This is a genomic window from Sanguibacter keddieii DSM 10542, from assembly GCF_000024925.1.
Lineage (GTDB): Bacteria > Actinomycetota > Actinomycetes > Actinomycetales > Cellulomonadaceae > Sanguibacter > Sanguibacter keddieii.
In genome coordinates this window covers 3,933,954-3,958,910 of sequence record NC_013521.1, presented here as the reverse complement: position 1 = coordinate 3,958,910, position 24,957 = coordinate 3,933,954, and the positions used below count along the sequence as shown (strand labels likewise).

The 24,957-nt window shown below is 72.2% G+C and carries 18 protein-coding genes; 9 read left to right on the top strand and 9 right to left on the bottom strand.

All coding sequences use genetic code 11. The features are described 5' to 3' along the window. Positions 1-76: 76 nt before the first annotated feature. Both SKED_RS17390 and SKED_RS20570 read right to left on the bottom strand, forming a co-directional pair. Positions 77-1,096, bottom strand: a complete 1,020-nt coding sequence (locus SKED_RS17390) for an alpha/beta hydrolase (protein ID WP_012868496.1) — start codon at positions 1,094-1,096, stop codon at positions 77-79. Between the two features lie 122 nt (positions 1,097-1,218). After that, positions 1,219-2,496: an LppM family (lipo)protein gene (locus SKED_RS20570; RefSeq protein ID WP_012868495.1), complete on the bottom strand. Its 1,278-nt coding sequence runs from the start codon at positions 2,494-2,496 to the stop codon at positions 1,219-1,221. Positions 2,497-2,795: 299 nt separating this feature from the next. Here SKED_RS20570 and clpB point away from each other — a divergent pair, with 299 nt between their 5' ends. Beyond that, entirely contained in the window at positions 2,796-5,411 is a 2,616-nt protein-coding gene (gene clpB / locus SKED_RS17380) for an ATP-dependent chaperone ClpB (protein WP_012868494.1), read from the top strand. A 116-nt stretch (positions 5,412-5,527) separates the two neighbouring features. Here clpB and SKED_RS17375 read toward each other — a convergent pair whose 3' ends face one another. Both SKED_RS17375 and SKED_RS19255 read right to left on the bottom strand, forming a co-directional pair. Further along, positions 5,528-8,173 carry a helix-turn-helix domain-containing protein gene (locus SKED_RS17375; protein ID WP_012868493.1) on the bottom strand — a complete coding sequence of 882 codons (2,646 nt, stop codon included), beginning with the start codon at positions 8,171-8,173 and terminating at the stop codon, positions 5,528-5,530. A gap of 151 nt (positions 8,174-8,324) precedes the next feature. Beyond that, entirely contained in the window at positions 8,325-9,278 is a 954-nt protein-coding gene (locus SKED_RS19255; RefSeq protein ID WP_143755830.1) for a hypothetical protein, read from the bottom strand. Between the two features lie 185 nt (positions 9,279-9,463). Between SKED_RS19255 and SKED_RS17360 the strand changes: the two genes are divergently transcribed. Next, a complete protein-coding gene (locus tag SKED_RS17360; protein ID WP_042439694.1) occupies positions 9,464-10,096 on the top strand; it encodes a TetR/AcrR family transcriptional regulator in 633 nt (210 codons plus the stop codon). 74 nt (positions 10,097-10,170) lie between these two features. On the opposite strand, the gene SKED_RS17355 is transcribed toward SKED_RS17360, so the two are convergent. Both SKED_RS17355 and SKED_RS17350 read right to left on the bottom strand, forming a co-directional pair. Continuing rightward, positions 10,171-12,504: a glycoside hydrolase family 3 C-terminal domain-containing protein gene (locus tag SKED_RS17355; protein WP_012868490.1), complete on the bottom strand. Its 2,334-nt coding sequence runs from the start codon at positions 12,502-12,504 to the stop codon at positions 10,171-10,173. A 232-nt stretch (positions 12,505-12,736) separates the two neighbouring features. After that, positions 12,737-13,528 (bottom strand): exodeoxyribonuclease III, encoded by a 792-nt coding sequence (locus SKED_RS17350; protein WP_012868489.1) that lies wholly within the window; start codon positions 13,526-13,528, stop codon positions 12,737-12,739. Between the two features lie 70 nt (positions 13,529-13,598). Between SKED_RS17350 and SKED_RS17345 the strand changes: the two genes are divergently transcribed. The 5 genes from SKED_RS17345 (at position 13,599) to SKED_RS17325 (ending at position 20,460) form a co-directional block, all read left to right on the top strand. After that, positions 13,599-14,348, top strand: a complete 750-nt coding sequence (locus SKED_RS17345; protein ID WP_012868488.1) for an SDR family NAD(P)-dependent oxidoreductase — start codon at positions 13,599-13,601, stop codon at positions 14,346-14,348. A 290-nt stretch (positions 14,349-14,638) separates the two neighbouring features. Then, positions 14,639-15,232 carry an orotate phosphoribosyltransferase gene (pyrE, locus tag SKED_RS17340; protein ID WP_012868487.1) on the top strand — a complete coding sequence of 198 codons (594 nt, stop codon included), beginning with the start codon at positions 14,639-14,641 and terminating at the stop codon, positions 15,230-15,232. 8 nt (positions 15,233-15,240) lie between these two features. Continuing rightward, positions 15,241-15,942: a type III secretion system chaperone family protein gene (locus SKED_RS19250; RefSeq protein WP_012868486.1), complete on the top strand. Its 702-nt coding sequence runs from the start codon at positions 15,241-15,243 to the stop codon at positions 15,940-15,942. Between the two features lie 83 nt (positions 15,943-16,025). Next, positions 16,026-16,613 (top strand): LemA family protein, encoded by a 588-nt coding sequence (locus SKED_RS17330; protein ID WP_012868485.1) that lies wholly within the window; start codon positions 16,026-16,028, stop codon positions 16,611-16,613. A gap of 208 nt (positions 16,614-16,821) precedes the next feature. Further along, positions 16,822-20,460 (top strand): HtaA domain-containing protein, encoded by a 3,639-nt coding sequence (locus SKED_RS17325; RefSeq protein WP_012868484.1) that lies wholly within the window; start codon positions 16,822-16,824, stop codon positions 20,458-20,460. An 87-nt stretch (positions 20,461-20,547) separates the two neighbouring features. Here SKED_RS17325 and SKED_RS17320 read toward each other — a convergent pair whose 3' ends face one another. Together SKED_RS17320 and SKED_RS17315 are read right to left on the bottom strand one after the other, a co-directional pair. Further along, the gene (locus SKED_RS17320) at positions 20,548-21,321 is read right to left on the bottom strand and encodes an HAD-IIA family hydrolase (RefSeq protein WP_012868483.1); all 774 of its coding nucleotides are present in this window, start codon (positions 21,319-21,321) and stop codon (positions 20,548-20,550) included. Then, a complete protein-coding gene (locus tag SKED_RS17315; RefSeq protein WP_012868482.1) occupies positions 21,321-22,154 on the bottom strand; it encodes a VTT domain-containing protein in 834 nt (277 codons plus the stop codon). Before SKED_RS17315 ends, SKED_RS17320 begins: the two co-directional genes overlap by 1 nt. A gap of 166 nt (positions 22,155-22,320) precedes the next feature. Here SKED_RS17315 and SKED_RS17310 point away from each other — a divergent pair, with 166 nt between their 5' ends. Then, complete coding sequence (locus SKED_RS17310) at positions 22,321-23,034, top strand: TrmH family RNA methyltransferase (protein ID WP_012868481.1); 714 nt, start codon at positions 22,321-22,323, stop codon at positions 23,032-23,034. 129 nt (positions 23,035-23,163) lie between these two features. Continuing rightward, positions 23,164-24,186, top strand: coding sequence for a class II fructose-bisphosphate aldolase (fbaA, locus tag SKED_RS17305; RefSeq protein ID WP_012868480.1), 1,023 nt, complete (start codon positions 23,164-23,166; stop codon positions 24,184-24,186). A gap of 148 nt (positions 24,187-24,334) precedes the next feature. Here fbaA and SKED_RS17300 read toward each other — a convergent pair whose 3' ends face one another. Then, positions 24,335-24,784: an STAS domain-containing protein gene (locus SKED_RS17300; RefSeq protein WP_143755827.1), complete on the bottom strand. Its 450-nt coding sequence runs from the start codon at positions 24,782-24,784 to the stop codon at positions 24,335-24,337. Positions 24,785-24,957: the final 173 nt, after the last annotated feature.

Here is a 24,957-nt window from a genome sequence, read left to right as displayed (position 1 = left end):
AAAGGCACAGCCTGAGGCGCACAGCGCCTAGCCCGAGGCGCACAGGGCCTGAGACAGGCCGGGGTGCGGACAGGCGTCAGCCGTCTGTGTGCGCGGTCCGGGCGTCCAGCCAGGTGGTGACCTCGGTGAAGAACCGGCTGCGCGCCGGCTCGGGGGACAGGCTGAGGTCGTGCGCCCCGCCGGGCACCCGCACCAGGGTGACGTCCGGGCCGATGCCCGGGGCGACCCGGACGGTCTGCTCGACGTCGAGGACGCTGTCGGTCGTGAGCAGCGCGTCGTGGTGGCGCGTCGCGTCGCCCGTCGCGTCCGAGGTGAGGACCAGCACTGGGCACCTGATGTCGAGACCGCGCGCCACCTGGGCGTGACCGCGACGGATCGCCCGCAGCCACCCCGCCCGCACCGGGAAGCCCTCGTGCGGCTTGAGCGTCAGGTCGTAGTCCCACTCCCCGCCCGACTCCCGGTGCAGCGCCCTCCCGTAGTGCGGCGCCAGCCGACCGACCGGGACGCGCGGGGCCAGCGGGCCGAAGAGGTCCACCAGGCGCGTCGAGACGACACGGTCGAACCACGGCTTGTTGAGGTCGAACCAGGGGGAGTTGAGCACCAGGGCGTCGACGTGCGGGCCAGCAGCAGTGCCGGCGGTGCCCGCGCTGCCGGCTGCCCCGGTCCGGGCGTCGGCCCAGAGCGACGTCACCAGGCCGCCGGTCGAGTGGCCCATCACCACGAAGGTGCTGTGCCCGAGCTCGCCGGTGACGGTGCGCGCGGCCGCGTCGAGCTCCTCGGCGTAGTCCGACAGGCGCGTGACGTAGTTGGGCGTCTGGTGCGGGCGCAGCGAGCGGCCGTACTTGCGCAGGTCGAGCGCGTAGAACGTCCAGCCGTCCTCGGCGAGCGCGTCGGCCATGTGCGTCTGGAAGAAGTAGTCGACGAACCCGTGGACGTACAGCACGGCCTTCTCGGTCCTCGGACGACCGCCGTCGGTCACCAGGGTCGCCACGACCTCGCCCTCGTCGTCCGGGCGCAGCTCGAGGGTCTGCGCGAGCCAGGACCCTCCGAGGACGTCAGGGGTCCAGCGGGGGTCTGCGGCGAGGTCGGGGCTCATCGGCCCACAGTACAGACGCCCGTGCCGCCTCCGGTGAGGGAGGGGGCACGGGCGTCTGTCGTCGCTCTAGGTCGTGCTGTGTCGTGCGGTGCCGTGCTCGGTGGTCCGAGACGGGTCCCGAGTCAGCGCCAGGGCTGCTGGTCGGGAGCCGGGGGCTCGTCGCCCGGGGTGCCGGGCTGGCCCCACTGCTGCTGACCGGGCTGGCCCTGCTGGCCGGGCTGCTGCGGCCACTGCTGGGTCTGGTCCGGCTGTCCCCACTGCTGGTCCTGGCCGGGCTGCTGTCCCCACTGCTGCTGGCCCTGCTGGCCGGGCTGCTGACCCCACTGCTGACCCTGCTGGCCGGGCTGCTGACCCTGACCCGGCTGCTGTCCCCACTGCTGGTCGGGCTGGCCGGGCTGCTGTCCCCACTGCTGCTGGCCCTGCTGTCCCTGCTGGCCGGGCTGCTGCGGCCACTGCTGGGTCTGGTCCGGCTGTCCCCACTGCTGGTTCTGACCGGGCTGCTGGCCCCACTGCTGCTGACCCTGCTGCTGTCCCCACGCCGGGGCGCCGGCCGCTGCGTACGCACCGGGTCCGCCGGGGCCACCCTGTCCGCCACCCTTGCGGTTGCGGGCGATCAGCCATGCGGCGAGGCCCACGAGGGCGAGGGCGCCGAGGCCGATCCCGGCCCACAGCAGCCAGCTCACGCCCTCGTCGTCCGAGGAGCTCGCAGCCTCGGTGGGCTCGTCGCCCGCAGCCTCGGTGGCCTCGTCGGTGGAGTCGGTCGCGCCGTCGGTCGCCTCGTCCGTGGCGTCGTCGGTGGCCGCGTCGGTCGCGTCGCCGCTCGAGCCGCCCGACCCGGAGCCGCCGGCAGAACCGCGGGCGTCGAAGTCGAGGGTCTCGCCGAGCACGTAGGTCCAGGTGACCGTGTTGCCGTCGATCACGCCGTTCGCGTCGGTGACCTCGCCGGGGAACGTCACCGAGAAGGTGATGTCCGGCTCGCTCATCCCGAAGGCCTCGAAGTCGGCGATGTCGCTCTCGGTGAAGCCCATGTCGGAGTTCTCGAGCTGGCCGCTCACCACGTACTCGTCGCCGTCACGCGTGAAGGACATGACCTCGTCGGACACGACCGCGAGCGGCGCGTCCTCGGAGGAGTACCGGTACCCGGTGTGGCCGTCCTCCTTGTACTCCTCGCGGTCCATGCCCGGCATGAAGAGGTCGTCGCCGAGCTCGGTGTCCATCTGCCCGAGGAAGTCGTCGGCGCTCAGGCCGAGCTGCTCGATGGTGGCGTCCTCGATGGCCATGACCATGTCGAGGTTGACCGTGTCGTCCTCGCTGAGGACGAAGTCTGCCTGGACGCGCATGCACCCGGTGAGCGACAGGGCGACGACGGCGCCGGCGGCTAGTGCGGTGAGTCGTTTCATGGCCGGTGAGCTCCTAGAGACGGGTCGCGCACCGGGGGGTGACGACGGGTGAGGATTCGACTGGCATCCACTCTGGCATGCCGAGTCACCGGGTGCCCCACGATCTGGGGGGTCCGGGGACTTCTCCCCAGGTGTGGAGGGCCGCAGAGGGCACTTCTCACCCGCTCGGGCGTCGCGGGTTCACCCGCTGCTCCTCGTCCCGCCCCGGGAAACACTGGCGGAGCAGAGTTGAGTGGAATACGCTCAACTTTAGAGACGTTGTCGTCTGCAGAACCTTTTCCCGACCTTGGAGGACGTGCATGGACCTCAACCTCACCACCCTGTCGCGCGACGCCCTCGGCAGCGCCGTGCAGTCCGCAGCAGCCGCGACCAACCCGCAGGTCGAGCCGGTCCACCTGCTCGACGCCCTGCTCGCCCAGCAGACCGGCACCACGCCAGGGCTGCTCGCCGAGACCGGGGCCGACGCGCAGGCGGTCGGCTCAGCCGTCCGCCGCGCCCTCGTCGCGCTGCCGACCCTCTCCGGCTCCTCCGTCGCCGAGCCGACGCTGTCGAGCGCGATGTCCTCCGTGCTCCAGCGCGCCCGCAAGGAGGCGGCCGACCTCCAGGACGAGTACATCTCGACCGAGCACCTGCTCCTCGGGCTCGCCTCCGCCCCCTCCGCCGCGGCCGACATCCTCGTCCGCGCAGGCGTCACCCCCGAGGCGCTCGCCGCGGCCATCCCCGTGGTGCGCGGCGGTCGTCGGGTCACCAGCCCCAACCCCGAGGGCACCTACAAGTCGCTCGAGCAGTACGGCGTCGACCTCACCGAGGCCGCCCGCGACGGGCGGCTCGACCCGGTGATCGGGCGTGACTCCGAGATCCGCCGCGTGGTCCAGGTGCTCTCGCGCCGGACCAAGAACAACCCCGTCCTCATCGGTGAGCCCGGCGTCGGCAAGACTGCCGTCGTCGAGGGCCTCGCCCAGCGCATCGTCGCCGGCGACGTCCCCGACTCCCTCAAGGGCAAGCGGCTCATCTCCCTCGACCTCGCGGCCATGGTCGCCGGGGCCAAGTACCGCGGCGAGTTCGAGGAGCGGCTCAAGGCCGTCCTCGAGGAGATCAAGGGCTCCGACGGCGAGGTCGTCACCTTCATCGACGAGCTCCACACCGTCGTCGGCGCGGGCGGCGGCTCCGAGGGCGCGATGGACGCGGGCAACATGCTCAAGCCCATGCTCGCCCGCGGCGAGCTGCGCCTCGTCGGCGCGACCACGCTCGACGAGTACCGCGAGCACGTCGAGAAGGACCCCGCCCTCGAGCGCCGCTTCCAGCAGGTGTTCGTCGGCGAGCCCTCCGTCGAGGACACCGTCGCGATCCTGCGCGGCCTCAAGTCCCGCTACGAGGCGCACCACCGGGTGACCATCGCGGACGCCGCGCTCGTCGCCGCCGCGTCGCTCTCCGACCGGTACATCACCGGCCGCCAGCTCCCGGACAAGGCCATCGACCTCGTCGACGAGGCGGCAGCGCGCCTGCGCATGGAGATGGACTCCTCGCCCGTCGAGATCGACGTCCTCCAGCGCGCCGTGACGCGCCTGGAGATGGAGGAGCTCGCCCTCGAGAAGTCCGACGACGACGCCTCCCGCCAGCGGCTCACGGTCCTGCGGGCCACCCTCGCCGACCGCAAGGAAGAGCTCGCCGCGCTGACGTCCCGCTGGGCGGCCGAGAAGGGTGGCTTCAACCGCGTCGGCGAGCTGCGCGAGAAGCGCGCACAGCTCGAGGCCAAGGCCGAGCGGGCCGAGCGCGAGGGCGACCTCGAGACCGCGTCGCGCCTGAGGTACGGCGACATCCCCGAGCTCGAGCGCGAGCTCGCCGAGGCCGAGAAGGCCGAGCACGCCGAGGCGACCGTCGACCGCCCCGCCCCCCTGGTCGGGGACAAGGTCGACGCCGACGAGATCGCGGAGGTCGTCTCCGCCTGGACCGGTATCCCCGCCGGCCGCATGCTCCAGGGCGAGAGCGAGAAGCTGCTCACCATGGAGGACGTCCTCGGGTCTCGGCTCATCGGCCAGAAGGCCGCCGTCGCGACGGTGTCCGACGCCGTCCGCCGGGCACGCGCGGGCGTCTCCGACCCGGACCGCCCCACGGGGTCCTTCATGTTCCTCGGGCCGACCGGCGTCGGCAAGACCGAGCTGGCCAAGGCGCTCGCCGACTTCCTGTTCGACGACGAGCGCGCCATGGTCCGCATCGACATGTCCGAGTACTCGGAGAAGCACACGGTCGCACGCCTCGTCGGTGCCCCGCCCGGCTACGTCGGCTACGAGGAGGGTGGTCAGCTCACCGAGGCCGTGCGTCGTCGTCCGTACTCCGTCGTACTCCTCGACGAGGTCGAGAAGGCGCACCCCGAGGTGTTCGACATCCTGCTGCAGGTCCTCGACGACGGTCGGCTGACCGACGGTCAGGGCCGCACCGTCGACTTCCGCAACGTGATCCTCGTGCTCACGTCGAACCTCGGGTCGCAGTACCTCGTCGACCCGCTGCTCGACGACGGGGAGAAGCGCGCCTCGGTCATGGCAGCCGTCCGCAGCTCCTTCAAGCCCGAGTTCCTCAACCGGCTCGACGACGTCGTGCTCTTCGACCCGCTCGACCTCGACGAGCTCGGACGCATCGTCGACATCCAGGTCGAGGCGCTCGGGGCGCGGCTGGTCGACCGCCGCGTGACGCTCGTCGTCACCGACGCCGCGCGCGAGTGGCTCGCGATCGAGGGCTTCGACCCCGCCTACGGGGCACGGCCCCTCCGCCGGCTCGTGCAGCGCGAGATCGGCGACCGGCTGGCCCGGGCGATCCTCTCGGGTCAGGTCGCCGACGGTGCCAAGGTGCTGGTCGACCGTCCCGAGGACGCCACAGGCGAGAACGGCCCGAGCCTGACCGTCGAGGTGCTGGGCTGAGAGTGCATGTCGGTCTGACGGTGACTGCGTGACTACGTGACTGCGTGACTGCGTGACTGCGTGCGGAGGGCGACGGCCATGGTGCCGTCGCCCTCCGTCGCGTCCGGACGGGACCGTCAGTCGTCGAGCGTGAGCGCCGCGCACAGGTCTTGCCGGTTGTCGACGCCCACCTTCCGGTACGCACGGTGCAGGTGGTTCTCGACCGTCCGGACGCTCAGCACCAGGGTGTCGGCGATCTCCTGGTTGGTCCAGCCCTGCGAGACGAGCCGAGCGACCTCCTGCTCCCGGTGGGTGAGGTCGGCCCCGACCTCGAAGTGGTCGAGGCGCTCGAGGTACCCCGGACCGAGGTCGGCCGCGATCTGCTGGGCCTCGGCGAACTGCGCAGACGCCCGCCCGAGCAGCCCCTGAGACCTCCAGGTCCGGACGGCCGCCGTGTACGCGCGCAGCCCGTAGAGCGGTCTGTCGCCTGCGACGAGGCGGTCGCCGACGGCAGCCATCCTCGTGGCGTCCGTCGAGCAGATCGCTGACGCGTAGTCGGCGAGGTCTGCGAGGAGAGTGCCGTCGGTCCCCTCGGCCTCCGAGACGAGGCGCTGAGCCCAGCCCGGGTCTGGCCTCAGCTCGACGGCGCCGACTCCGGTGAAGAGCCCGGCCGCCACGAACCCTCGGTCCAGGAGGCGCACGGCCTCTGCCCACAGGTCGTCGGCGGGCGTCGCGCTCATGCCTCCGACTCCTGCGCTGCCTCCGAGGTGAGTCACCGCCGCCCGGGTCCAGACCGGGCTCATCGCCGGGAGGTTCCCGGACGGGAGGCCCAGGGCCTGGATCTCCTCGACGAGGGCGACCGCGGTCGCCTGGCGGCCGTCGAGCACGGCGACGGTGGCCGCGACCGAGAGGTTCCCCGCCTGGAAGTACCGCATGGTGACGGGCGAGCCCCCGAGCGTCAGGGCGCTGCTGAGGTTCTCCCGGAGCTCGCGCGTGCGGCCCTGGACGGACAGCACGAGCGAGGCGACGTACGCGTGGGCGTGCAGGCGGTCGACCGAGAGGGTCGCCCGGCCCTCGTGCAGGTGCCGGCGAGACCAGGCGAGAGCCCCGTCGACGTCGCCCGAGAGGGCCAGGGCCAGACCGCGGACCACGTCGCGGTGCGCGGTGAGGTCTCGGTCCGCGGTCGCCACGTCCAGCAGGCCGAGCGCCTGCTGCGGTCGGCCCGCGACGACCAGCAGCTCGGCGCGGAGCACCGAGGCGGCCGCACGGACGGTGGGGGAGGCGCGGTCGGCCCGGAGCAAGAGCTCGGTGTGGTCGGGCGAGGCCTGGTCGAAGGTCGTCTCCAGCCAGAGCCTGCTCAGCCGCAGGTTCCAGAGCTCGCCTTCCGACGCACCGAGCGCCGCAGCCCGAGGCTCGAGGTCGGCGAGGAGCCGCACCGCGGCCGGAAGGTCGTGGCCCAGGATCGCGAGGCTGCGGGCGTGCCACAGCGTGCAGTCGACGAGAGCGCTCACGTCTCCGTCGTCCGGGGTGGCCGCCAGGACGGCCTCGACGGTGGTCAGGTCGGGGTCGCCGAGCAGCACCGCGCGCAGGTACGGCTCCGCGGTCCGCCACGACGGCGCAGCCTCCCACGCTGCGCGGTGCTCCTCGGTGGTCGTCGACCTGCGCTCGGCGAGCATCAGGGAGAGGACCGTGTCGGACTGGCGGGTCGAGGTCTTCGCCAGGTCGGACCTGCGCGCGTCGCCCACGGTGCTGGTGGCGGGGAGATGCTCGTGCAGCTCGTCCACCGAGGCCCGGGTCGCCTCCGGCATCGCTTCCACGATCTCCTCGAGCAGCCTCGTGCGCCGAGCGCTCACGCTCGAGCTGCGGAAGTGCTCTGCGACGAGCGGGGGGTAGACGGCCGCGACGAGGTGGTCGGCGGTCGGGACCAGGTGGACCAGCTGGCGGTCGTCGAGCTCCTCGAGCACCTCCGGGCCGACGAGGAGCCGCGCGGTGGTGTGCTCGCAGCTGCCCACGAGCGAGAGCTTGTGAAGCCCTTCGAGGGCCTCCGGGCTGAGGTGCTCGGTCATGCGGTCGACCACCGCGGAGAGCAGGGGGGACCACCGGTGGCGCTGGACGGTCCAGGTGCCGTCGCGCAGCGCGAGAGAACCGTCGTGGCGCGCGCTGTCCGTGACGGCGCGGACGAGCCCCGCGAGCCCGCCAGACCTCCGTGCGACCCAACGGACGGACTCTGGGTCGACAGGTCCGCTCAGCATGTGGACCACGAGGGCGTGGACGTCGTCGAACCGCAGGGGTGAGACGCGCTCCTGCACTCCCGGGCGGAAGGCCAGGCCCTGCGGCCGGGGTGAACCGGCCGGTGCTCCGGGCGAGGGTCGGGCGACGCTGAGGACGGCATGCCCGAGCCTCTGGTGCGCGGCGCTGAGCACCCCCAGCGTGGTGTCGTCCACGTCGTCGAGATCGTCGACCACCAGCACCGTCGGGCCTCGCGAGGTGACTGCGGTGAGCGAGTCCACCGCCGCGGCCAGGACCGACTGCCCGCGCGTGGTCGAAGACGGCCCGACGATCCCAGAGACGTAGAAGGCCTCGAGCGGACGACCCCGCAGGTGGGGCAGCCCTCGGACGGCCAGCGTCTGGTACCCCTCCCGGGCGAGGGTGGTCCGGACGTCCTCGGCGAGCGCTGACCTTCCCGAGCCCGGAGGGCCGATGAGCTCGACGCTGACGCCGGACCGCAGGTGCGACAGGACGCGCCCGCTGGTCTGCCGGTGGACTCGTGCTGAAAAAGGCATGCTCTGCACGATACGGTCAGGTCACGCAGGAAGGGTGAAGCATCCCAGAACGTCTCGAGAGGGTCCGTCGAGGGCCGGGTGCGGAGGTCAGGAGCCGGGTGCGCGTCGAGCACCCGGCCAGCAGGTCGGACGGGTGGTGCGCCCGACCCGCTCAGTCGACGAGGCTGCCGGTGGTGCTCCCGTCGACCGTGGCGATGCACAGGCCGACCCTGTCGCCGCCCGACCAGGACGTCTCGCTCGGCGTCCACACCACGAGGGCGAGGTCCTCGGCGGGCACGTCGCCGCTGGTCACGAGGTCCGGGGTGCAGGCTGCGGTGGTCTGCGCCACGAGGGTGGGCTGGCCGGGGAAGTCGCCGTCGGTGAAGGTCGTGCTGCCGATCACCTGGGAGGTGTGGTCGTCGGCGCAGGGCACGACGCTCACGTCGCCGACCGAGCCGCTGCCGCTGATGTCCTCGAGGCAGTTGCCCACGACGAGCTGCCCGACGGTCGCCTGGGTGCTCGAGGAGACGTCCGGCTCGAGGGCCTCAGGGTCGGACCCGGCGAAGAACACGAAGAACGCCGTCACGCCGAGCGCGACGACCACGACGGCTACGAGGATCCCGACGAGCAGGCCGCGCGAGCCCTTCTTCGTGGGAGCAGGCGGGCCCCACTGCTGGCCCTGCTGGCCCTGCTGGCCGGGCTGCTGCCACTGCTGGCCCTGCTGGTAGGGCTGGCCCTGCTGGCCGGGGTATCCGTGCTGCGGCTGCGTGGGCTGACCGGGCTGACCCCACTGCTGACCCCACTGCTGACCCTGGTGCTGGCCTGTCGCCCCGCCCGGCTGCCCGTAGCCCGGGGTCGGCTGCTGGCCCTGCTGGCCCTGCTGGCCCTGCTGGGCCCACGGGGCCTGCGGCTCGCCGGGCGGGGCCCACTGGCCAGGCTGCTGGGGGTGGCCCTGCTGCCCGGGCTGCTGCCCCCACTGCTGCGTCTGCTGCGGGTCCGGCGGGGTGGGCTGCCCTCCCCACGCGGGCTGGCCGGGCACCTCGGGGGCGGGGTGCTCTCCGTGCTCCCCAGGCTTCCTGGGCGTCGGGTCGCCACTTCCGGGCGGGGGAGGGGGAACGTGGCTCATGGTCAACCGCCTTGGTTCGTGGCGGCCGGACCGCCGGGAGTCGTCTCCTGGGCAGCCTAGCCGTCGTCGGTGCGTCGTGGGAGGTCGCGGGCCCGCCAGCAGGCGGCCACCGTGCCTGCCAGCGGTAGAGTCGCTGAGCGTCAGGGGTGCCGTGGGCAGCCTTCGTCCACGAACGGGGTCAGACCGTGTCAGAATCCGCGCAGCCGCCTCGCGAGCGGGGCTACGCCAAGGGGCGGGCGACCCGCGTCCAGATCGTCGAGGCCGCGATGGTCTTGTTCGGCGAGGTCGGGTACCGCTCGGCGTCGCTGCGCGAGATCGCCTCGCGCGTCGGCATCTCCCACCCGGGCCTCATCCACCACTTCCCGACCAAGGAGGTGCTGCTCGCCGCCGTGCTCGAGCACCGCGACGAGATGGACGACTCCGAGCTGTCGGCCGACCTGGCCTCGGGCACCGGGCTCATGGACGCCGTCGTGCGCCTGGTCCGGCGCAACTCCGAGCGCCCCGGGATCGTCGAGCTCTTCACCACGCTGGCCGCCGAGGCCACGGCCCCCGACCACCCCGCGCACCAGTACTTCCGCGAGCGGTACGCGACCACGCTCGCGCTGCTGACCCGCGAGCTCGAGACGCTCCGCGCCGACGGTGCGCTGCGCCCCTCCGTCGAGCCGGCGGCCGCGGCCCGCGCGCTCACCGCCCTCATGGACGGGCTGCAGGTCCAGTGGCTGCTCGAGCGCGGTGCCGACGACCAGGTCGACATGGCGGCCGTGATGCGCGACGCCCTCGACCTGTACGTGGTCGGCGCGGCAGAGCGGCGAGACTGACGGCACGAGCACGACAGAGGGCGGACCGTCAGGCGCACGTCGTGGCTGACGGTCCGCCCTCTGTCGTGCGCGGCTCAGGCGCGGACGGAGCGCTCCTCGGCCTGGTCGAGCAGGCGGGCGAGGCCGTCGCGGTCGAACAGCATCCCCGCGAAGTTCGCGATGACGCGGACCGGCATGTCGAGCATCATCTTGGCCATCGTGTCGTCGATCTCGAGCTCGCCGTCAGCGCCGGCGCCCGGGGTCTCCGGACGGGCGAGCTCGGCGCGCAGCAGCTCGCCGCCGACGGGGTGCTCGAGCCACTCGCCGAAGGTCGAGTCGTCCGAGAGCGGTGCCGCCAGGGCGGGAGCGGTCACCTCGACCGTGACCTGCGCTCGCAGGTCGCGTGACGACGCCCCGACCGACACGACGAACTCGCCGGCCTCGAGGGTCCAGGCCCGCAGGGTCGGGTGCCAGTACGAGAGGTCGCGTGCGTCGAGGACCACCTCGACCTCGCGGGACTCGCCCGGCTCGAGCGCGACCTTGACGAAGCCCTTGAGCTCGCGCTCGGGGCGCATCACCGCAGACTGAGGGTCGCCCACGTAGACCTGGACCACCTCGGCGCCGGCCCGGTCGCCGGTGTTGGTGACGCGCGCACGCACCGTGACAGTGGTGGCGTCGCCCTCACCGTCGACGACCGCCGTGACGTCGCCGTGGTCGAAGGTCGTGTACGTGAGGCCGTGCCCGAAGGGGTAGGCGACGTCGATGCCCTTGGTGTCGTAGTAGCGGTACCCGACGAGGACGCCCTCGCCGTAGCGGACGTGGCCGAGCTCCCCGGGGAAGCTGCCGTAGGCCGGGGTGTCCCGCAGGTCGGTCGGGATCGTCTCGGTGAGGCGGCCGGACGGTGCCTGTGCGCCGAAGAGCACGTCGGCGACCGCGCCGCCGCCCGCCTGTCCGCCGAGCCACGTCTCGAGGAGGGCGGGGACGTCGTCCTGCCACCCGGCGACGGTCACCGCGGAGCCGTTGGCCAGCACCACGACGAGGCGCGGGTTCGCTGCGGCGAGCGCGTGGATCAGCTCGACCTGGTTGGCCGGGAGGTCCATGTGGTCGCGGTCGTAGCCCTCGGACTCGTCGGCCGCGGGGAGCCCGGCGAGGAGCACGACGGTCGTCGCGCCGCGCGCGGCCGTGACGGCCTCCTCGCGGAGCTGGGCGTCGTCGCCCTCGGTGACGCCCTCGATGGTGAAGCCGGGGGCGAAGGCGACCTCGGTCCCGGTGAGGTCGGCGATCGAGGTGAGCGCGTCGTCGAGGCGCGTGGGGTTCACCTGCGACGAGCCGGCGCCCTGGTAGCGGGGCGTGCGGGCGAACTCGCCGACGACGAGGATGCCGGGCGCGTCGGCTGCCTGGAGCGGGAGCAGCGGGGCGCCGTCGACCGGGTCGTTCTTGAGCAGGACGGACCCGGCGGCGGCAGCCTCGCGGGCGAGGGCGTGGTGGGCGGCGGCGTCGACGGGGGCGTCGGTCCCGGCGGCGGGGAGGGAACGCGAGAGGAGGGTGAGCAGGCGGCGGACGGCCTGGTCGAGGACGGCCTCGTCGAGAGCGCCGGAGCGGACCGCCTCGACGACCTGGGCGTCGCCGATGTTGCCCGAGTTGGGCATCTCGAGGTCGAGGCCCGCGGCGAGCGACGGGACGCGGTCGGCGACAGCACCCCAGTCGGAGACCACGACGCCGTCGTAGCCCCACTCGTCACGGAGCACCTCGGTGAGCAGCCACGGGTGCTCGGAGGCGTAGGTCCCGTTGACCTTGTTGTAGGCGCACATGACGGTCCACGGGTTCGCCCGGGTCACGGCGCGCTCGAATCCGGTGAGGTAGATCTCGCGCAGGGTGCGCTCGTCGACGTCGGCCGAGACGCGCATGCGGTCGGTCTCCTGGTTGTTCACGGCGTAGTGCTTGAGCGAGGTGCCGACGCCCTCGGACTGGATGCCCTCGATGAGCGCAGCACCGAGGTCGCCCGAGACGACGGGGTCCTCGGAGAAGTACTCGAAGTTGCGGCCGCACAGGGGTGAGCGCTTGATGTTGATGCCGGGGCCGAGGAGCACGGCGACGTCGTTCGCGCGGGTCTCTCGGCCGAGGGCCGTGCCGACGCGGCGGAGGAGCGCGGCGTCCCAGGTGGAGCCGAGGGCGGCAGCCGTGGGGAAGCAGGTGGCGGGTACCGAGTCGGCGAGGCCGAGGTGGTCGGCCGAGGTGTCCTGCTTGCGGAGCCCGTGCGGCCCGTCGGTGACCATGACGGACGGGATGCCCAGGCGGTCGACCGGCTGGGTGTTCCAGAAGTCCAGCCCTGACGTCAGCGACGCCTTCTCCTCGAGCGTGAGGTCCTGGATCAGGCGCTCGATGTCGAGCGGGCCGGAGGTGGTCTTGGGCGTGGATGCGGACGGCATGCGAGCACTCCTCGGGGTCGACGGACGCGCACCGGTGCGCGTCTGACCCACCCTAACCTCAAAACCTACCGCGCGGTAAGCAGGCTGTGTGAAGATCCGGACCGGCGTCGGGGTGCGCTCCGGCACCGGGGTGCACGTGGTGCGAGGCGCTGCCGGCGACCACCCGCGGTCGCCGGCACGACGAAGGGTGCCAGGTGCGCCGTCGCACCTGGCACCCCACCGGCGGCCCTCGTCAGTCCGCGATGTCGACGATCACCGGCACGTGGTCGGAGGCGCCCTTGCCCTTGCGCTCGTCACGGTCGATCTCGACCCCGGTGACCGCCGAGGTCAGCGCGGGGGAGGTGTACGCGAAGTCGATGCGCAGCCCCTGGTTCTTGGGGAACCGCAGCTGCTGGTAGTCCCAGTACGTGTACTTGCGGTCCTCCGGGACGAACTCCCGGCTGACCTCGGTGTAGCCCGCCCCCTCGAAGGCCGCGAAGGCGTCACGCTCCGGCTGGCTCACGTGCGTCTGGCCCTCGAACACCGCCATGTCCCACACGTCGGTGTCCCGCGGCGCGACGTTCCAGTCGCCCACCAGCGCGACCTTCGCCTGCGGGTCCGCCTCTACCCAGGACTGCGCGTGACCGCGCAGCGTCGACAGCCAGTCGAGCTTGTAGGCGTAGTGCGGGTTGTCGAGCGCGCGCCCGTGCGGCACGTACAGGCTCCACACCCGGACACCGCCGCAGGTCGCCCCGATCGCCCGGGCCTCGACCACCGGCTCCTCGCCGAACTGCGGCTGGTCGGGGAACCCGAGCGAGACGTCTTCGAGCCCTACCCGGCTGATGATCGCCACACCGTTCCACTGCGAGAGGCCGAAGTGCGCCACCTCGTAGCCCGCCGCCTCGAAGGCCTCGAAGGGGAACTGCGAGTCCTTGGCCTTGGTCTCCTGCAGCGCGAGCACGTCGGTGCCCGACCGCTCGAGGAAGGCGACCGCACGGTCGACACGGGCACGGATCGAGTTGATGTTCCAGGTCGCGAGGCGCATGAGGTCCAGGCTAGCCGCCCGGGCAGCCCTGCTCACCCGGGAGAGCGGGCTGCTCGGTAGGCTGGCGCCCATGGCTACAGCACTCATCACCGGCGCGAGCGCCGGGCTCGGCGTCGAGTTCGCCTGGCAGCTCGCGACCGGGCACCACGACCTCGTCCTCGTCGCCCGCGACACCGAGCGGCTCGAGCGGCTGGCCCACCAGATCCGTTCCGCCGCCGGGGTCGACGTGGAGGTGCTCGGGGCCGACCTCTCCGACCGCGAGCAGACCGAGCGCGTTGCCGAGCGGCTGCGCAGCACCGAGCGCCCCGTGAGCCTGCTCGTCAACAACGCCGGGTACGCCGTCCACGACCGCTTCCTGGCAGGCGACGTCGCCGATCAGGAGGCGTCGCTCGACGTCATGGTCCGTGCCGTGCTCGTGCTGTCCCACGCTGCGGCGGGGGCGATGCGCTCGCGGTCCCGCGGCGCGATCCTCAACGTCTCGTCGGTCGCGGCGCTCACCGCGTCGGGGACGTACTCCGCCCACAAGGCCTGGGTGCGGACCTTCACCGAGGGGCTCGCCGTCGACCTGCGCGGCACCGGCGTCACCGCGACCGCACTGTGCCCCGGCCTGACCCGGACCGAGTTCCACGAGCGGGCGCAGCTCGACTACTCGTCCTTCCCCGCGGTCGCCTGGCTCGACGCCGGTGCCGTCGTCACCGCCGCCCTGCGCGACGTCCGCCGCGGCGCCGTCATCTCCACCCCGTCGATCCGGTACCGGCTCGCCGCCGGCCTCCTCCGCCTCGCCCCGAGGTCAGCCGTCCGCGCCGCCGAAGCCCGCTGAGACCCACCCCGCCCCGTCCGTCATCCCCAGCCGCCCCCACCCCAGCTGTCCGCCCTCCCCAGCCATCCCCGGCACCCTGATCCCTGCCCCCCTGCACCTTCGAGTTCGTGAGTTCGGAGCGAGTTCGTGAGCTGGGAGCGAGTTCGTGACATGTAGGTGCCGAACTCGCTCGAAAGTCACGAACTCGCTCGAAAGTCACGAAGTCGACCGGCCACCCGGCTACCCGCCAACCCGGCCTCCCGACGTCGTGGGCTCGCGCTGCCGGTGGAGCGACCAGGCCTGGCGATAAGGTGGGCGGCGTGACGACCACCGACTCCTTCACCGGCCCCACCCCCCGCGAGCAGCTGCGCGACCTCATCACGTCCCTCGCCGTCGTGCACGGCAAGGTGACGCTCTCCTCCGGCAAGGAGGCGGACTACTACGTCGACCTGCGTCGCGTGACGCTGCACCACCGGGCCGCCCCGCTCATCGGGCACGTCATGCTCGACGCCCTCGAGGAGGCCGGGCTCGGCACCGCCGAGGTCGACGCCGTCGGCGGGCTCACCCTCGGTGCCGACCCGATCGCGACCGCGCTGCTGCACGCAGCCGCCTCGCGTGGTCTCGACCTCGACGCCTTCGTGGTCCGCAAGGCCGCCAAGGCGCACGGGATGCAGCGCCAGATCGAAGGACCGGACATCAGCGGCCGCCGCGTGGTCGTCGTCGAGGACACGACGACGACGGGTGGCTCGCCTATCGCCGCGATCGAGGCTGCCCGTGCGGCAGGGGCCGAGGTCGTCGGCGTCGCCACGATCGTCGACCGTGCGACCGGGGCGCGCGAGAAGATCGAGGCGCTCGGCGTGCCGTACCACTCGCTCTTCGGGCTCGCCGACCTCGGCCTCGAGTAGGTCTCGACGTGGGGTCGCTCCTCGCCGTCGGGCTGGTGGCGATCCTCGCCCTCGGCGGCCTCGGGCTGCTCGTCGCGCGCAGACGGCGTGACGCGGTCCGCGTCTGGGCCGAGGCGAACGGCTGGTCGTGGCGCGCGAGCGACCGCTCGCTCGTCTCGCGGTGGTCCGAGCGCCCCTTCGGCACGGGCGCGGTGCGACGGGCGACCGAGGTGGTCTCCGGTCCGGCCTCGGCCGGCAGCGGACGGCTCGCCGTCTCCTTCAGGTACAGCTACCAGACGCCCGACTCCGGCGACGGCAGCGGACCGAGGGTGCACGAGTACCACGTCGTCGCCGTGATGCTCCCCGCGGCCCTGCCGCAGCTCGACCTGGTGCCCGCGAACCTCGGCACCAGGATCGCCACGGCCCTCGGCGGCCAGGACATCGTCTTCGAGTCCGACGACTTCAACCGGCGGTGGAGGGTGACCTCGCCGGACCTTCGGCTCGCCCACGACGTGGTGCACCCGCGCACCATGGCTCGGCTGCTCGAGCCCGACGTCGCGGACCTGCGGCTCAGGTTCGCCGGCGACGCGCTCCTCACCTGGACCAGCGGTCGCCCGCGGCTCGACACCGTCCGGTGGACCGCGGCCCGCCTGGACGAGATGATCGACCTGGTCCCGCCGTACGTGTGGCAGGACCGCTCGCCCAGCGGCGGTGCGAGCCCGACGGGCTGATCCCAGCCTCGACCGGCGCCGTGGGCCCGCTCTGCCCGTAGCTGCTCTGCCCGTACCGGCTCTGCCATCACCGGAGGTCTGCCATGATCGTCGCCCTCGTCCTCCTCGGAGTGCTCCTGCTGGTCGCTGCTGGGTGGGTGGTCGCCACCTACAACGGCTTCGTGAGCCTCCGGAACCTGGTGCAGGAGTCCTGGCGGCAGATCGACGTCGAGCTGAACCGCCGCCACGAGCTGGTGCCCAACCTCGTCGAGGCCGTGCAGGCCTACGTGGTCCACGAGCGGTCGGTCGTCGACGCCGTCTCGGCCGCCCGGGCGCAGGCGCTGCGGCAGGCGTCGGGCCCGGCGGAGCAGGCGGCCCAGGAGTCCGACCTCGGCCGCGCCCTCGGTGGGCTGCTCGCGGTCGCGGAGGCGTACCCGGAGCTCCGCGCGTCCGCGGGGTTCGTCGAGCTCCAGCGTGAGCTCGCGACCACGGAGGACCGCATCGCCGCTGCCCGCCGGTTCTACGACGCGAACGTCCGCGCGCTGAGCACGCGGCTGGAGTCCTTCCCCTCCGGGGTCGTCGGACGGGGGTTCGGGTTCCAGCCGGCCGAGTACTTCGCGCTCGCCGACCCGGCCGCCCGTCAGGTGCCCGTGGTTGACCTCGGCGGAGGCACCCGCGGGGCTGCTGGCTGAGGGTCGCGAAGGGCGTCGTCGTCGACACGTAGCGGCTCCCGACGGGTGCCGGCGGTTCTCAGGTGTCCACCAGGTGGAGTTTAGGAGTGCCTAAGCTTGCTTTGGTAAGGCTCTCCTTATATGGTCCGGTCCATACAGGTGTGCAGGTCGCGGACTCGCGAGCGCGCCGAGACCGCGCCGCGAGGCGCCGACCCCAGGAGGCCCCACGGTGCCCACCGTCCTCGAGCATCGCGTACGACGCCTGCTCGCCACCCTGACCGTCATGGCGTTGACCGCCGGGCTGTCCCTCGTCGGCGTCCTCGCGCCGGCGCAGGCGGCAGACGACGCGCCCAACCCCGTCGTCACGGTCAACCCGTCGACCGACATCGACCCGACGGTGGCGAACCAGCTCGTCGTCTCGGGCACCGGGTTCACCGGACCGGGCGCCGCGAACGGCGCGTACGTCCTGGTCGGCGAGGCCGGAGCCTGGGCACCAGGCACCCCGCTGCCCGGCGACGGCTGGGTCGCGCAGATCCACGTCCCCGCCGCGCAGTTCACCGCCGGGGCCTTCACCGGGACCGTCCCGGTCGCAGCCGGCGCGCTCGACCCCACCAAGAGCTACGTCGTGGCAACCTCGGCCGCGCACTGGCTGTCGACCTCCGACCGGAGCCTCGACACCCGGACGCCGATCACCCTCAAGCAGGCCGAGCCCGAGCCGACCCCGGAGCCGACCGACCCCGAGCCGACGCCGGAGCCCACGGACCCCGAGCCGACGCCCGAGCCCACGGACCCCGAGCCGACGCCGGAGCCGACCGACCCCGAGCCGTCACCGGAGCCCACGGACCCCGAGCCAGTCGTCTACACGCCCGCGGTCTCGCTCTTCGCTGCTGACGGCACGACGCCGTTGTCGGGTTCGGTCGAGCTGGGCTCGACGGTCGTGGTGAAGGGTTCGGGCTTCGACCCGGCCGGGAACATCGCTCCTGCGGGTGGTCGTCCGCCGATCGCGGCCGGCAGCCCTGCGGGCACGTACGTGGTGTTCGGCAAGTTCGCGGACTCGTGGAAGCCGTCTGCGGGTGCGCCGAGCAGCGCGCGTGCGGTCGGTGACCAGCGCTGGGCGCTGAGCCAGGCGGCCTTCGACGCCGTGCCCACGGCCTTCCAGGCGTCGATCCGTGGTCAGCTCGTCGTGGTCCAGCCGGACGGGACCTTCGAGGCGACGCTGACGGTCAAGGAGAGCACCTCGGGGTGGCCTGCGACCGGGAACACCGGTGTCTACACCTACGGTGCCGGCGGCGTGACCAGCCCCACCCAGGAGCTCTACGCACCGGTCACCGTCAAGCCGGTCTACACCCCGAAGGTCTCGCTCTTCGCTGCTGACGGCACGACGCCGTTGTCGGGTTCGGTCGAGCTGGGCTCGACGGTCGTGGTGAAGGGTTCGGGCTTCGACCCGGCCGGGAACATCGCTCCTGCGGGTGGTCGTCCGCCGATCGCGGCCGGCAGCCCTGCGGGCACGTACGTGGTGTTCGGCAAGTTCGCGGACTCGTGGAAGCCGTCTGCGGGTGCGCCGAGCAGCGCGCGTGCGGTCGGTGACCAGCGCTGGGCGCTGAGCCAGGCGGCCTTCGACGCCGTGCCCACGGCCTTCCAGGCGTCGATCCGTGGTCAGCTCGTCGTGGTCCAGCCGGACGGGACCTTCGAGGCGACGCTGACGGTCAAGGAGAGCACCTCGGGGTGGCCTGCGACCGGGAACACCGGTGTCTACACCTACGGTGCCGGCGGCGTGACCAGCCCCACCCAGGAGCTCTACGCACCGGTCACCCTCGCGGGCGCACCGGTCGACCCCGAGGTCCCGACCGACCCGGGCACGCCCGAGGTCAAGCCGGCCGTCACGGTCACCCCGTCGACCGCCCTCGACCCCTCCGTCGCCAACGTCCTCACGGTCTCGGGTACCGGCTTCACCGGACCGGGCGCCGCGAACGGCGCCTACGTCCTCGTCGGTGAGACCTCCACCTGGCCGACCGGCACCGCGCTCCCGGGCGCCGGCTGGGCCGTGCAGGCCTTCGTGCCCGCGCCGCAGTTCCGCGACGGTGCGTTCAGCACGCAGGTCACCATCCCCGCAGGCACCCTCGACCCGTCCAAGAGCTACATGGTGGCGACCTCGGCGGCTCACGGTCTCTCGGCCACCGACCGCAGCATCGACACCCGCACGGCCATCACCGTGAAGCCGGGCACGCCGACCACGCCGGTCGACCCCGAGGTCCCCGTCGACCCGGAGGTCCCCGTGCCCCCGGTCGACCCCGAGACCCCGGTCACGCCGGAGAACCCGGTCGCCCGCGGCACGCTCACCTGGGGCGTCAAGGAGTCCTTCCGCAGCTACATCGTCGGACCGATCGCCTCGGGCACGGTCTCCGTCGCCGACGGCGCCTCGAGGGCTGGCTCGCTCTTCGCCTTCCCGCAGTCGTCCTCGGACGTCGACGGGACGACCGGCACCGCCGGCTACACCGGTGCCGTGAGCTTCTCGGGACACTCGGGCGCACTCAGCCTCACGCTGAGCAACCCCTCGGTCCGCCTTACCGGAGCCTCGACCGCCACGCTGGTCGTCGACGCCCGCGGCACCACCCTCGACGGCGGCACCTTCGACCTGAAGGCCGTGGACTTCGCAGCCCTCGCGCTGCCGGCCTCGACCACCAGCGACGGCGTCACCACCTGGGCCTCTGCTCCGGCGACGCTCACCGCGGCTGGCGCCGAGGCGTTCTCCGGCTTCTACCAGGCCGGCGAGGCCATCGACCCGGTGACCTTCACCGTGGGCGCCAGCACCGGCGTCCCCACGGAGCCGGGCACCCCGGGCACGCCCGGCGAGCCCGGCACCGAGCAGCCCGGCGTCGTCGCGCCCTTCGCGCCGGGTGTCTACGCCAACGCCGCGGCGAGCGCGACGACCGTCGTCGCGGGCGGCGAGGTCACCTTCATCGGTCAGGGCTTCGGCTCCGGCACCGAGGGCATCGAGGCCGCGATCTACTCCGAGCGCCAGCTCCTCGCGTCGGGCATCACCGCCGACGCGGCCGGGCAGGCATCGGCGACCGTCACCATCCCGGCCGACCTCACGCCGGGAGTGCACACGCTCTCGCTCGAGTCGCCCGACGGCGTGAGGTCGCAGGTGCAGATCACGGTCGAGGCGCCCGTCGTCCCGACCGCAGCCCAGCAGTGCGTCGCACGCTCGGTCTCCGGTGCCACCCTGAGCTGGGGCGTCAAGGAGTCGTTCCGCACCTACATCACCGGCCCCATCGCCAAGGGCGCCATCACGCCCTCCGGCGTGACGAGCTCGGGCTCCAGCTTCGGCTGGAGCGGCGGCAGCGGGAAGTTCAACTCCGACGTCGACCAGGGACGCGTCTCGTTCCCCGGCTCGGTGGGCTTCAGCGGGCACGGCGGGATCCTCGACCTGACGATCTCCAACGTCCGCGTCCAGGTGAACAGCGCCTCGACCGGGTCGCTGATCGCCGACGTGGCGTCCTCCGACATGGAGGGCACCAAGAACCAGCAGAGCGGCGTCACCATCGCGTCGCTCAACCTCACCGGCACGAAGTCCACGACCGGCGGCACCGTCACCTGGACCGGGGCGAGCGCCTCGCTCACCTCGGCCGGCGCCAGCGCCTTCGGCGGGTTCTACAACGCCGGTGACGCCATGGACCCCGTCACCTTCGCGTTCCCGCTGGGCGCCGAGGTCGAGTGCGACGTCACCTCCGGTGCCAACGGCGCCGGTGCGCTCGCCACCACGGGAGCCGACGCGTCGGTCACCACAGGGCTGGCGGCGTTCCTCACGCTCCTCGCCGGTGTCGGGGCGGTCGCGCTCGCGCGTCGCCAGCGCCGCACGGTCTGAGCCAGGGTCCCGCGAGGGACGAGAGAGGCCCTCTTCCCCCGACAGCCTGTCGGGGGAGGAGGGCCTCTCGTCGTACGCGGCGCGCTGTCAGATGCGCTCGATGAGGTTCGCGACCGAGTCCACGACGGTGCTCGGCCGGAACGGGTACCGGTCGACGTCCTTCACGGTGGTCGAGCCGGTGAGCACCAGGAACGTGTGCAGGCCGGCCTCGATGCCGGCGACCACGTCGGTGTCCATGCGGTCGCCCACCATGGCGGTCGACTCCGAGTGCGCGTCGATCCGGTTGAGTGCCGAGCGGAACATCATCGGGTTGGGCTTCCCCACGAAGTACGGCTCGCGACCGGTGGCGCGCGTGATCATCGCGGCGACCGCACCCGTGGCGGGCAGCGGCCCCTCGGCGCTGGGCCCCGTGGCGTCGGGGTTGGTGCAGATGAACCGTGCACCGCCGAGGATCAGCCGGACGGCCTTGGTGATCGCCTCGAAGGAGTAGGTGCGCGTCTCGCCGAGGACCACGTAGTCAGGGTCCGACTCGGTGAGCGTGTAGCCGGCCTCGTACAGCGCCGTCGTCAGGCCCGCCTCGCCGATCGCGTACGCGCTGCCCCCGGGGATCTGGTCCGAGAGGAACTGGGCGGTCGCGAGGGCGGAGGTCCAGATCGCCGACTCGGGGACGTCGATGCCCGACGCGTAGAGCCGGGCGCGCAGGTCGCGCGCCGTGAAGATCGAGTTGTTCGTGAGGATGAGGAACGGACGTTCCTTGTCGCGCAGGGTCTTGATGAACTCCGCGGCGCCCGGGATCGCGTGGCCCTCGTGGACGAGGACCCCGTCCATGTCGGTCAGCCAGGACTCGATCGTGCGGGTCATCAGTGCTCCCTGTCGTCGGAGGTGGTGCCCTCGACGACGTCGGAGGCCTCTGCCTCAGATGCTACGGCCGGCGACCCCGGTGCAGCGGAGGCAGCAGCGGGCGAGAGCGCGGCGGTGCCCGCCGTGCCCGCAGTGTCCTCGGCGCCCTCGGTCCCGGCGGTGCCAGCAGCCTTGCGCTTGGACACCCAGCCGCGGCTGACCTCGATGATGATCGGCAGCACCGACACGAAGACGATGATCACCAGGATCACCTCGATGTTGTCGTGGACGAAGCTGATCTGACCGAGGAAGTACCCGAGGACCGTGATCCCCACGCCCCACAGCAGCGCGCCGATGACGTTGTAGCTGACGAAGTGGCGGTACGACATCTTGCCGACGCCTGCGGCGACGGGCGCGTAGGTCCGCACGAAGGGCGCGAAGCGCGCCAGGATGAGCGCCCGGCCCCCGTACTTGTCGAAGAACGCGTTGGTCTGGTCGACGTAGGACTGCTTGAAGAACCGCGAGTCCGGCTTGTTGAAGATCTTGGGACCGACCGTCCGACCGATGAGGTAGGAGCACTGGTCCCCTGCGAAGGCGGCGAGGAACAGCAGGATGCACAGCAGCCACAGCGGGAAGTCGAGCTGGTCCTGCGCGACGAGCATCCCGGCGGTGAACAGCAGCGAGTCTCCGGGGAGGAACGGGAACAGCAGCCCCGTCTCCACGAAGATCACCAGGCAGATGCCGATGAGCGCATACCCTCCGAAGGAGGAGATGAGGCTGTCGGCGTTGAGCCAGTCGGGTCCGAGGGCCACGACCTGGTCGCCGGCGGACGCGAGGATGTCAGCTGAGATCACGGGCACCAGAGTACGTGCTGCCCTTCCGCACAGGGCGGGACGGGGTACCTCAGCACCAGATGCGCACCGTGTGAGCACCTCTGAGCCGTCACCAGGTGGTGCGAGGGTCGCGGTCTGCGTGGTGCTGGCGGAGGCGCAGGCGGGGTGCCACGGCAGACTAGAGGTCATGGTGACACCGCAGCCCCGAGCCGTGGCCGACCGGTCCGAGCAGCCCGACGCCCCGGCAGACGAGCGCGCCGGGCGGCCCGACCACGAGGTCGGCGTCGGACCGTGGCCCGGGGGCCACGACGCCTGGCCCCGCACGGACGACGGCGCCCTCGACCCGCGGTACGACCCCGACCTCCTCGAGCACGGCGACCGCCGGAACGTCGTCGACGAGTTCCGCTACCTCACGGTCGAGGCCGTCGTCGCCGAGCTCGACACCCGTCGGCACCCGCTGCACGTGGCGATCGAGAACTGGGGCCACGACCTCAACATCGGGTCGGTCGTGCGCACCGCGAACGCCTTCGCGGCCGCAGAGATCCACATCGTGGGTCGCAGGCGCTGGAACCGCCGTGGCGCGATGGTCACCGACCGGTACCAGCACGTGCGCCACCACCCCGACGTCGAGGCCTTCCTCGCGTGGGCGCAGGACGCGGGCCTGCCCGTCGTCGGGATCGACAACGTGCCCGGGTCCGTCGCGATCGAGCGGTACGCCTTCCCGGAGCGCTGCGTCATGCTCTTCGGCCAGGAAGGAGCAGGTCTGACCCCCGAGGCCCGCTCGGCCAGCGTCGACCTGGTGCACATCACGCAGTTCGGGTCGACGCGGTCCATCAACGCGGGCGCGGCGGCCGCCGTCGCGATGCACGCGTGGGTGGTCCAGCACGCCCAGGTCGGCTGAGGCCGCAGGGGACCACAGGTCGGTCCCACGCGCCCACGGGTCGAACGGCCCAGGGATGCCGACGCGTTTTCGTGACAGACTTTCTCTCGAAGTCCCACCCATGCACACCCTCTTGTACAGGAGCTATCGATGGCCATCGCAACCCCCGAGGTCTACGCCGAGATGATCGACCGCGCGAAGGCAGGCAAGTTCGCCTACCCCGCCGTGAACATCACGTCGTCCTCGACCGTCACCGCAGCCCTCCAGGGCTTCGCTGAGGCTGAGAGCGACGGCATCATCCAGGTGTCCGTCGGTGGCGCGGAGTACGCGTCCGGCTCGACCGTCAAGGACCGCGTCGCCGGCTCGCTCGCCCTCGCCGCGTACGCGACCGAGGTCGCCAAGGGCTACGGCATCACCGTCGCCATCCACACGGACCACTGCGCCAAGCAGAACCTCGACTCCTGGGTCCGCCCGCTCCTCGCCCTCGAGGCCGAGCAGGTCAAGGCCGGCAAGCTCCCCACCTTCCAGTCGCACATGTGGGACGGCTCGACCGTGCCGCTCGACGAGAACCTCATCATCGCCGAGGAGCTCCTCGAGCTCTCCGTCGCGGCGCGCACCATCCTCGAGATCGAGGTCGGCGTCGTCGGTGGCGAGGAGGACGGCCACGAGGCCGAGATCAACGAGAAGCTCTACACGACCGTCGAGGACGGCCTCGCGACCGTTCGTGCCCTCGGCACCGGCGAGAAGGGCCGCTACCTCACGGCCCTCACCTTCGGCAACGTGCACGGCGTGTACAAGCCGGGTGCGGTCAAGCTGCGCCCGTCGCTCCTCAAGGAGATCCAGGAGGGCGTCGGCTCGGTCATCGGCAAGGAGAACCCCTTCGACCTCGTCTTCCACGGCGGCTCCGGCTCCACGGCCGAGGAGATCTCCGAGGCTGTCGACAACGGCGTCATCAAGATGAACGTCGACACCGACACCCAGTACGCGTACTCGCGTCCGGTCGCGGACCACTTCTTCCGCAACTACGACGGCGTCCTCAAGGTCGACGGCGAGGTGGGCAACAAGAAGTCCTACGACCCGCGCGCCTGGGGCAAGGCTGCTGAGGCCGGCATGGCCCAGCGCATCGTCGAGGCTGCCCAGCAGCTCCGCTCGGCCGGCCAGTCGATCGGCTGACCTGACCGACGCAGCGCTCACGCCCCGGCCCTGTGCCGGGGCGTGACGCACGATCGAGACAGACGAAGGGCCCGGTGGAGATCTCCACCGGGCCCTTCGGGCGTCCTTCGTGCTGTGCCGGGTCTCGCGCAGGCGCGCGGCGACCCGCTCAGCCCTCGGCGGGCTCCGTGGCGCGGGGTGCGCCGGGCCCGCCGTCGGCCTCGTCCTCGACGATGTCGAGCATCGTCCCGATGCTCGTCACCTCGAGCAGGAACTTCACGGTCGGCGGTGTGTTGTGCAGGCGGACGCGCCCCGGGGTCACCGAGGTCAGCCGCGCGAGGAAGGCCACGCCCGACGAGTCCATGAACGTCACGTGGTGGACGTCGACGTCGACGGGCAGCCCCGCCTCGCGGACGTCCTCGGTGGCCTGCTGCAGGTCGGCCGAGAGGTCGGCGTCGATCTCTCCCGACAGCACCACGCGCGCGTGGATGTCGTCGACGATGACGTGGACCGAGCCGGGCTCGATCTCGTCCGTTCCCACCAGCGCGACGTCGTCACGGCCTGGTGCTGCTGCCGGCTCGACAGACCCGACGGCGTGCGGGGTATTGGCTTCGCCCACGATGCTCCCTTCGACAGGGGACCATTGTGTCGTGACGAGGCCCGGTTGACTAGTTGCGAGGTCCGGCGGGCGACACGCGCGGGCCCGTGAGCGCCGCCGGACGCGCCCGGCGGCGACCCTCTATGCTGTCCGCACAGACCATGTGGAGGGGTTCGAGTGGAGTCCGCGAGACC

Bases quoted from the DNA above. Each gene is read 5' to 3' on its own strand.
- SKED_RS17390 (WP_012868496.1), bottom strand. From the start codon at position 1,096: ATGAGCCCCGACCTCGCCGCAGACCCCCGCTGGACCCCTGACGTCCTC.
- SKED_RS20570 (WP_012868495.1), bottom strand. From the start codon at position 2,496: ATGAAACGACTCACCGCACTAGCCGCCGGCGCCGTCGTCGCCCTGTCG.
- clpB (WP_012868494.1), top strand. From the start codon at position 2,796: ATGGACCTCAACCTCACCACCCTGTCGCGCGACGCCCTCGGCAGCGCC.
- SKED_RS17375 (WP_012868493.1), bottom strand. From the start codon at position 8,173: ATGCCTTTTTCAGCACGAGTCCACCGGCAGACCAGCGGGCGCGTCCTG.
- SKED_RS19255 (WP_143755830.1), bottom strand. From the start codon at position 9,278: ATGAGCCACGTTCCCCCTCCCCCGCCCGGAAGTGGCGACCCGACGCCC.
- SKED_RS17355 (WP_012868490.1), bottom strand. From the start codon at position 12,504: ATGCCGTCCGCATCCACGCCCAAGACCACCTCCGGCCCGCTCGACATC.
- SKED_RS17350 (WP_012868489.1), bottom strand. From the start codon at position 13,528: ATGCGCCTCGCGACCTGGAACATCAACTCGATCCGTGCCCGTGTCGAC.
- SKED_RS17345 (WP_012868488.1), top strand. From the start codon at position 13,599: ATGGCTACAGCACTCATCACCGGCGCGAGCGCCGGGCTCGGCGTCGAG.
- SKED_RS17330 (WP_012868485.1), top strand. From the start codon at position 16,026: ATGATCGTCGCCCTCGTCCTCCTCGGAGTGCTCCTGCTGGTCGCTGCT.
- SKED_RS17320 (WP_012868483.1), bottom strand. From the start codon at position 21,321: ATGACCCGCACGATCGAGTCCTGGCTGACCGACATGGACGGGGTCCTC.
- SKED_RS17310 (WP_012868481.1), top strand. From the start codon at position 22,321: ATGGTGACACCGCAGCCCCGAGCCGTGGCCGACCGGTCCGAGCAGCCC.
- fbaA (WP_012868480.1), top strand. From the start codon at position 23,164: ATGGCCATCGCAACCCCCGAGGTCTACGCCGAGATGATCGACCGCGCG.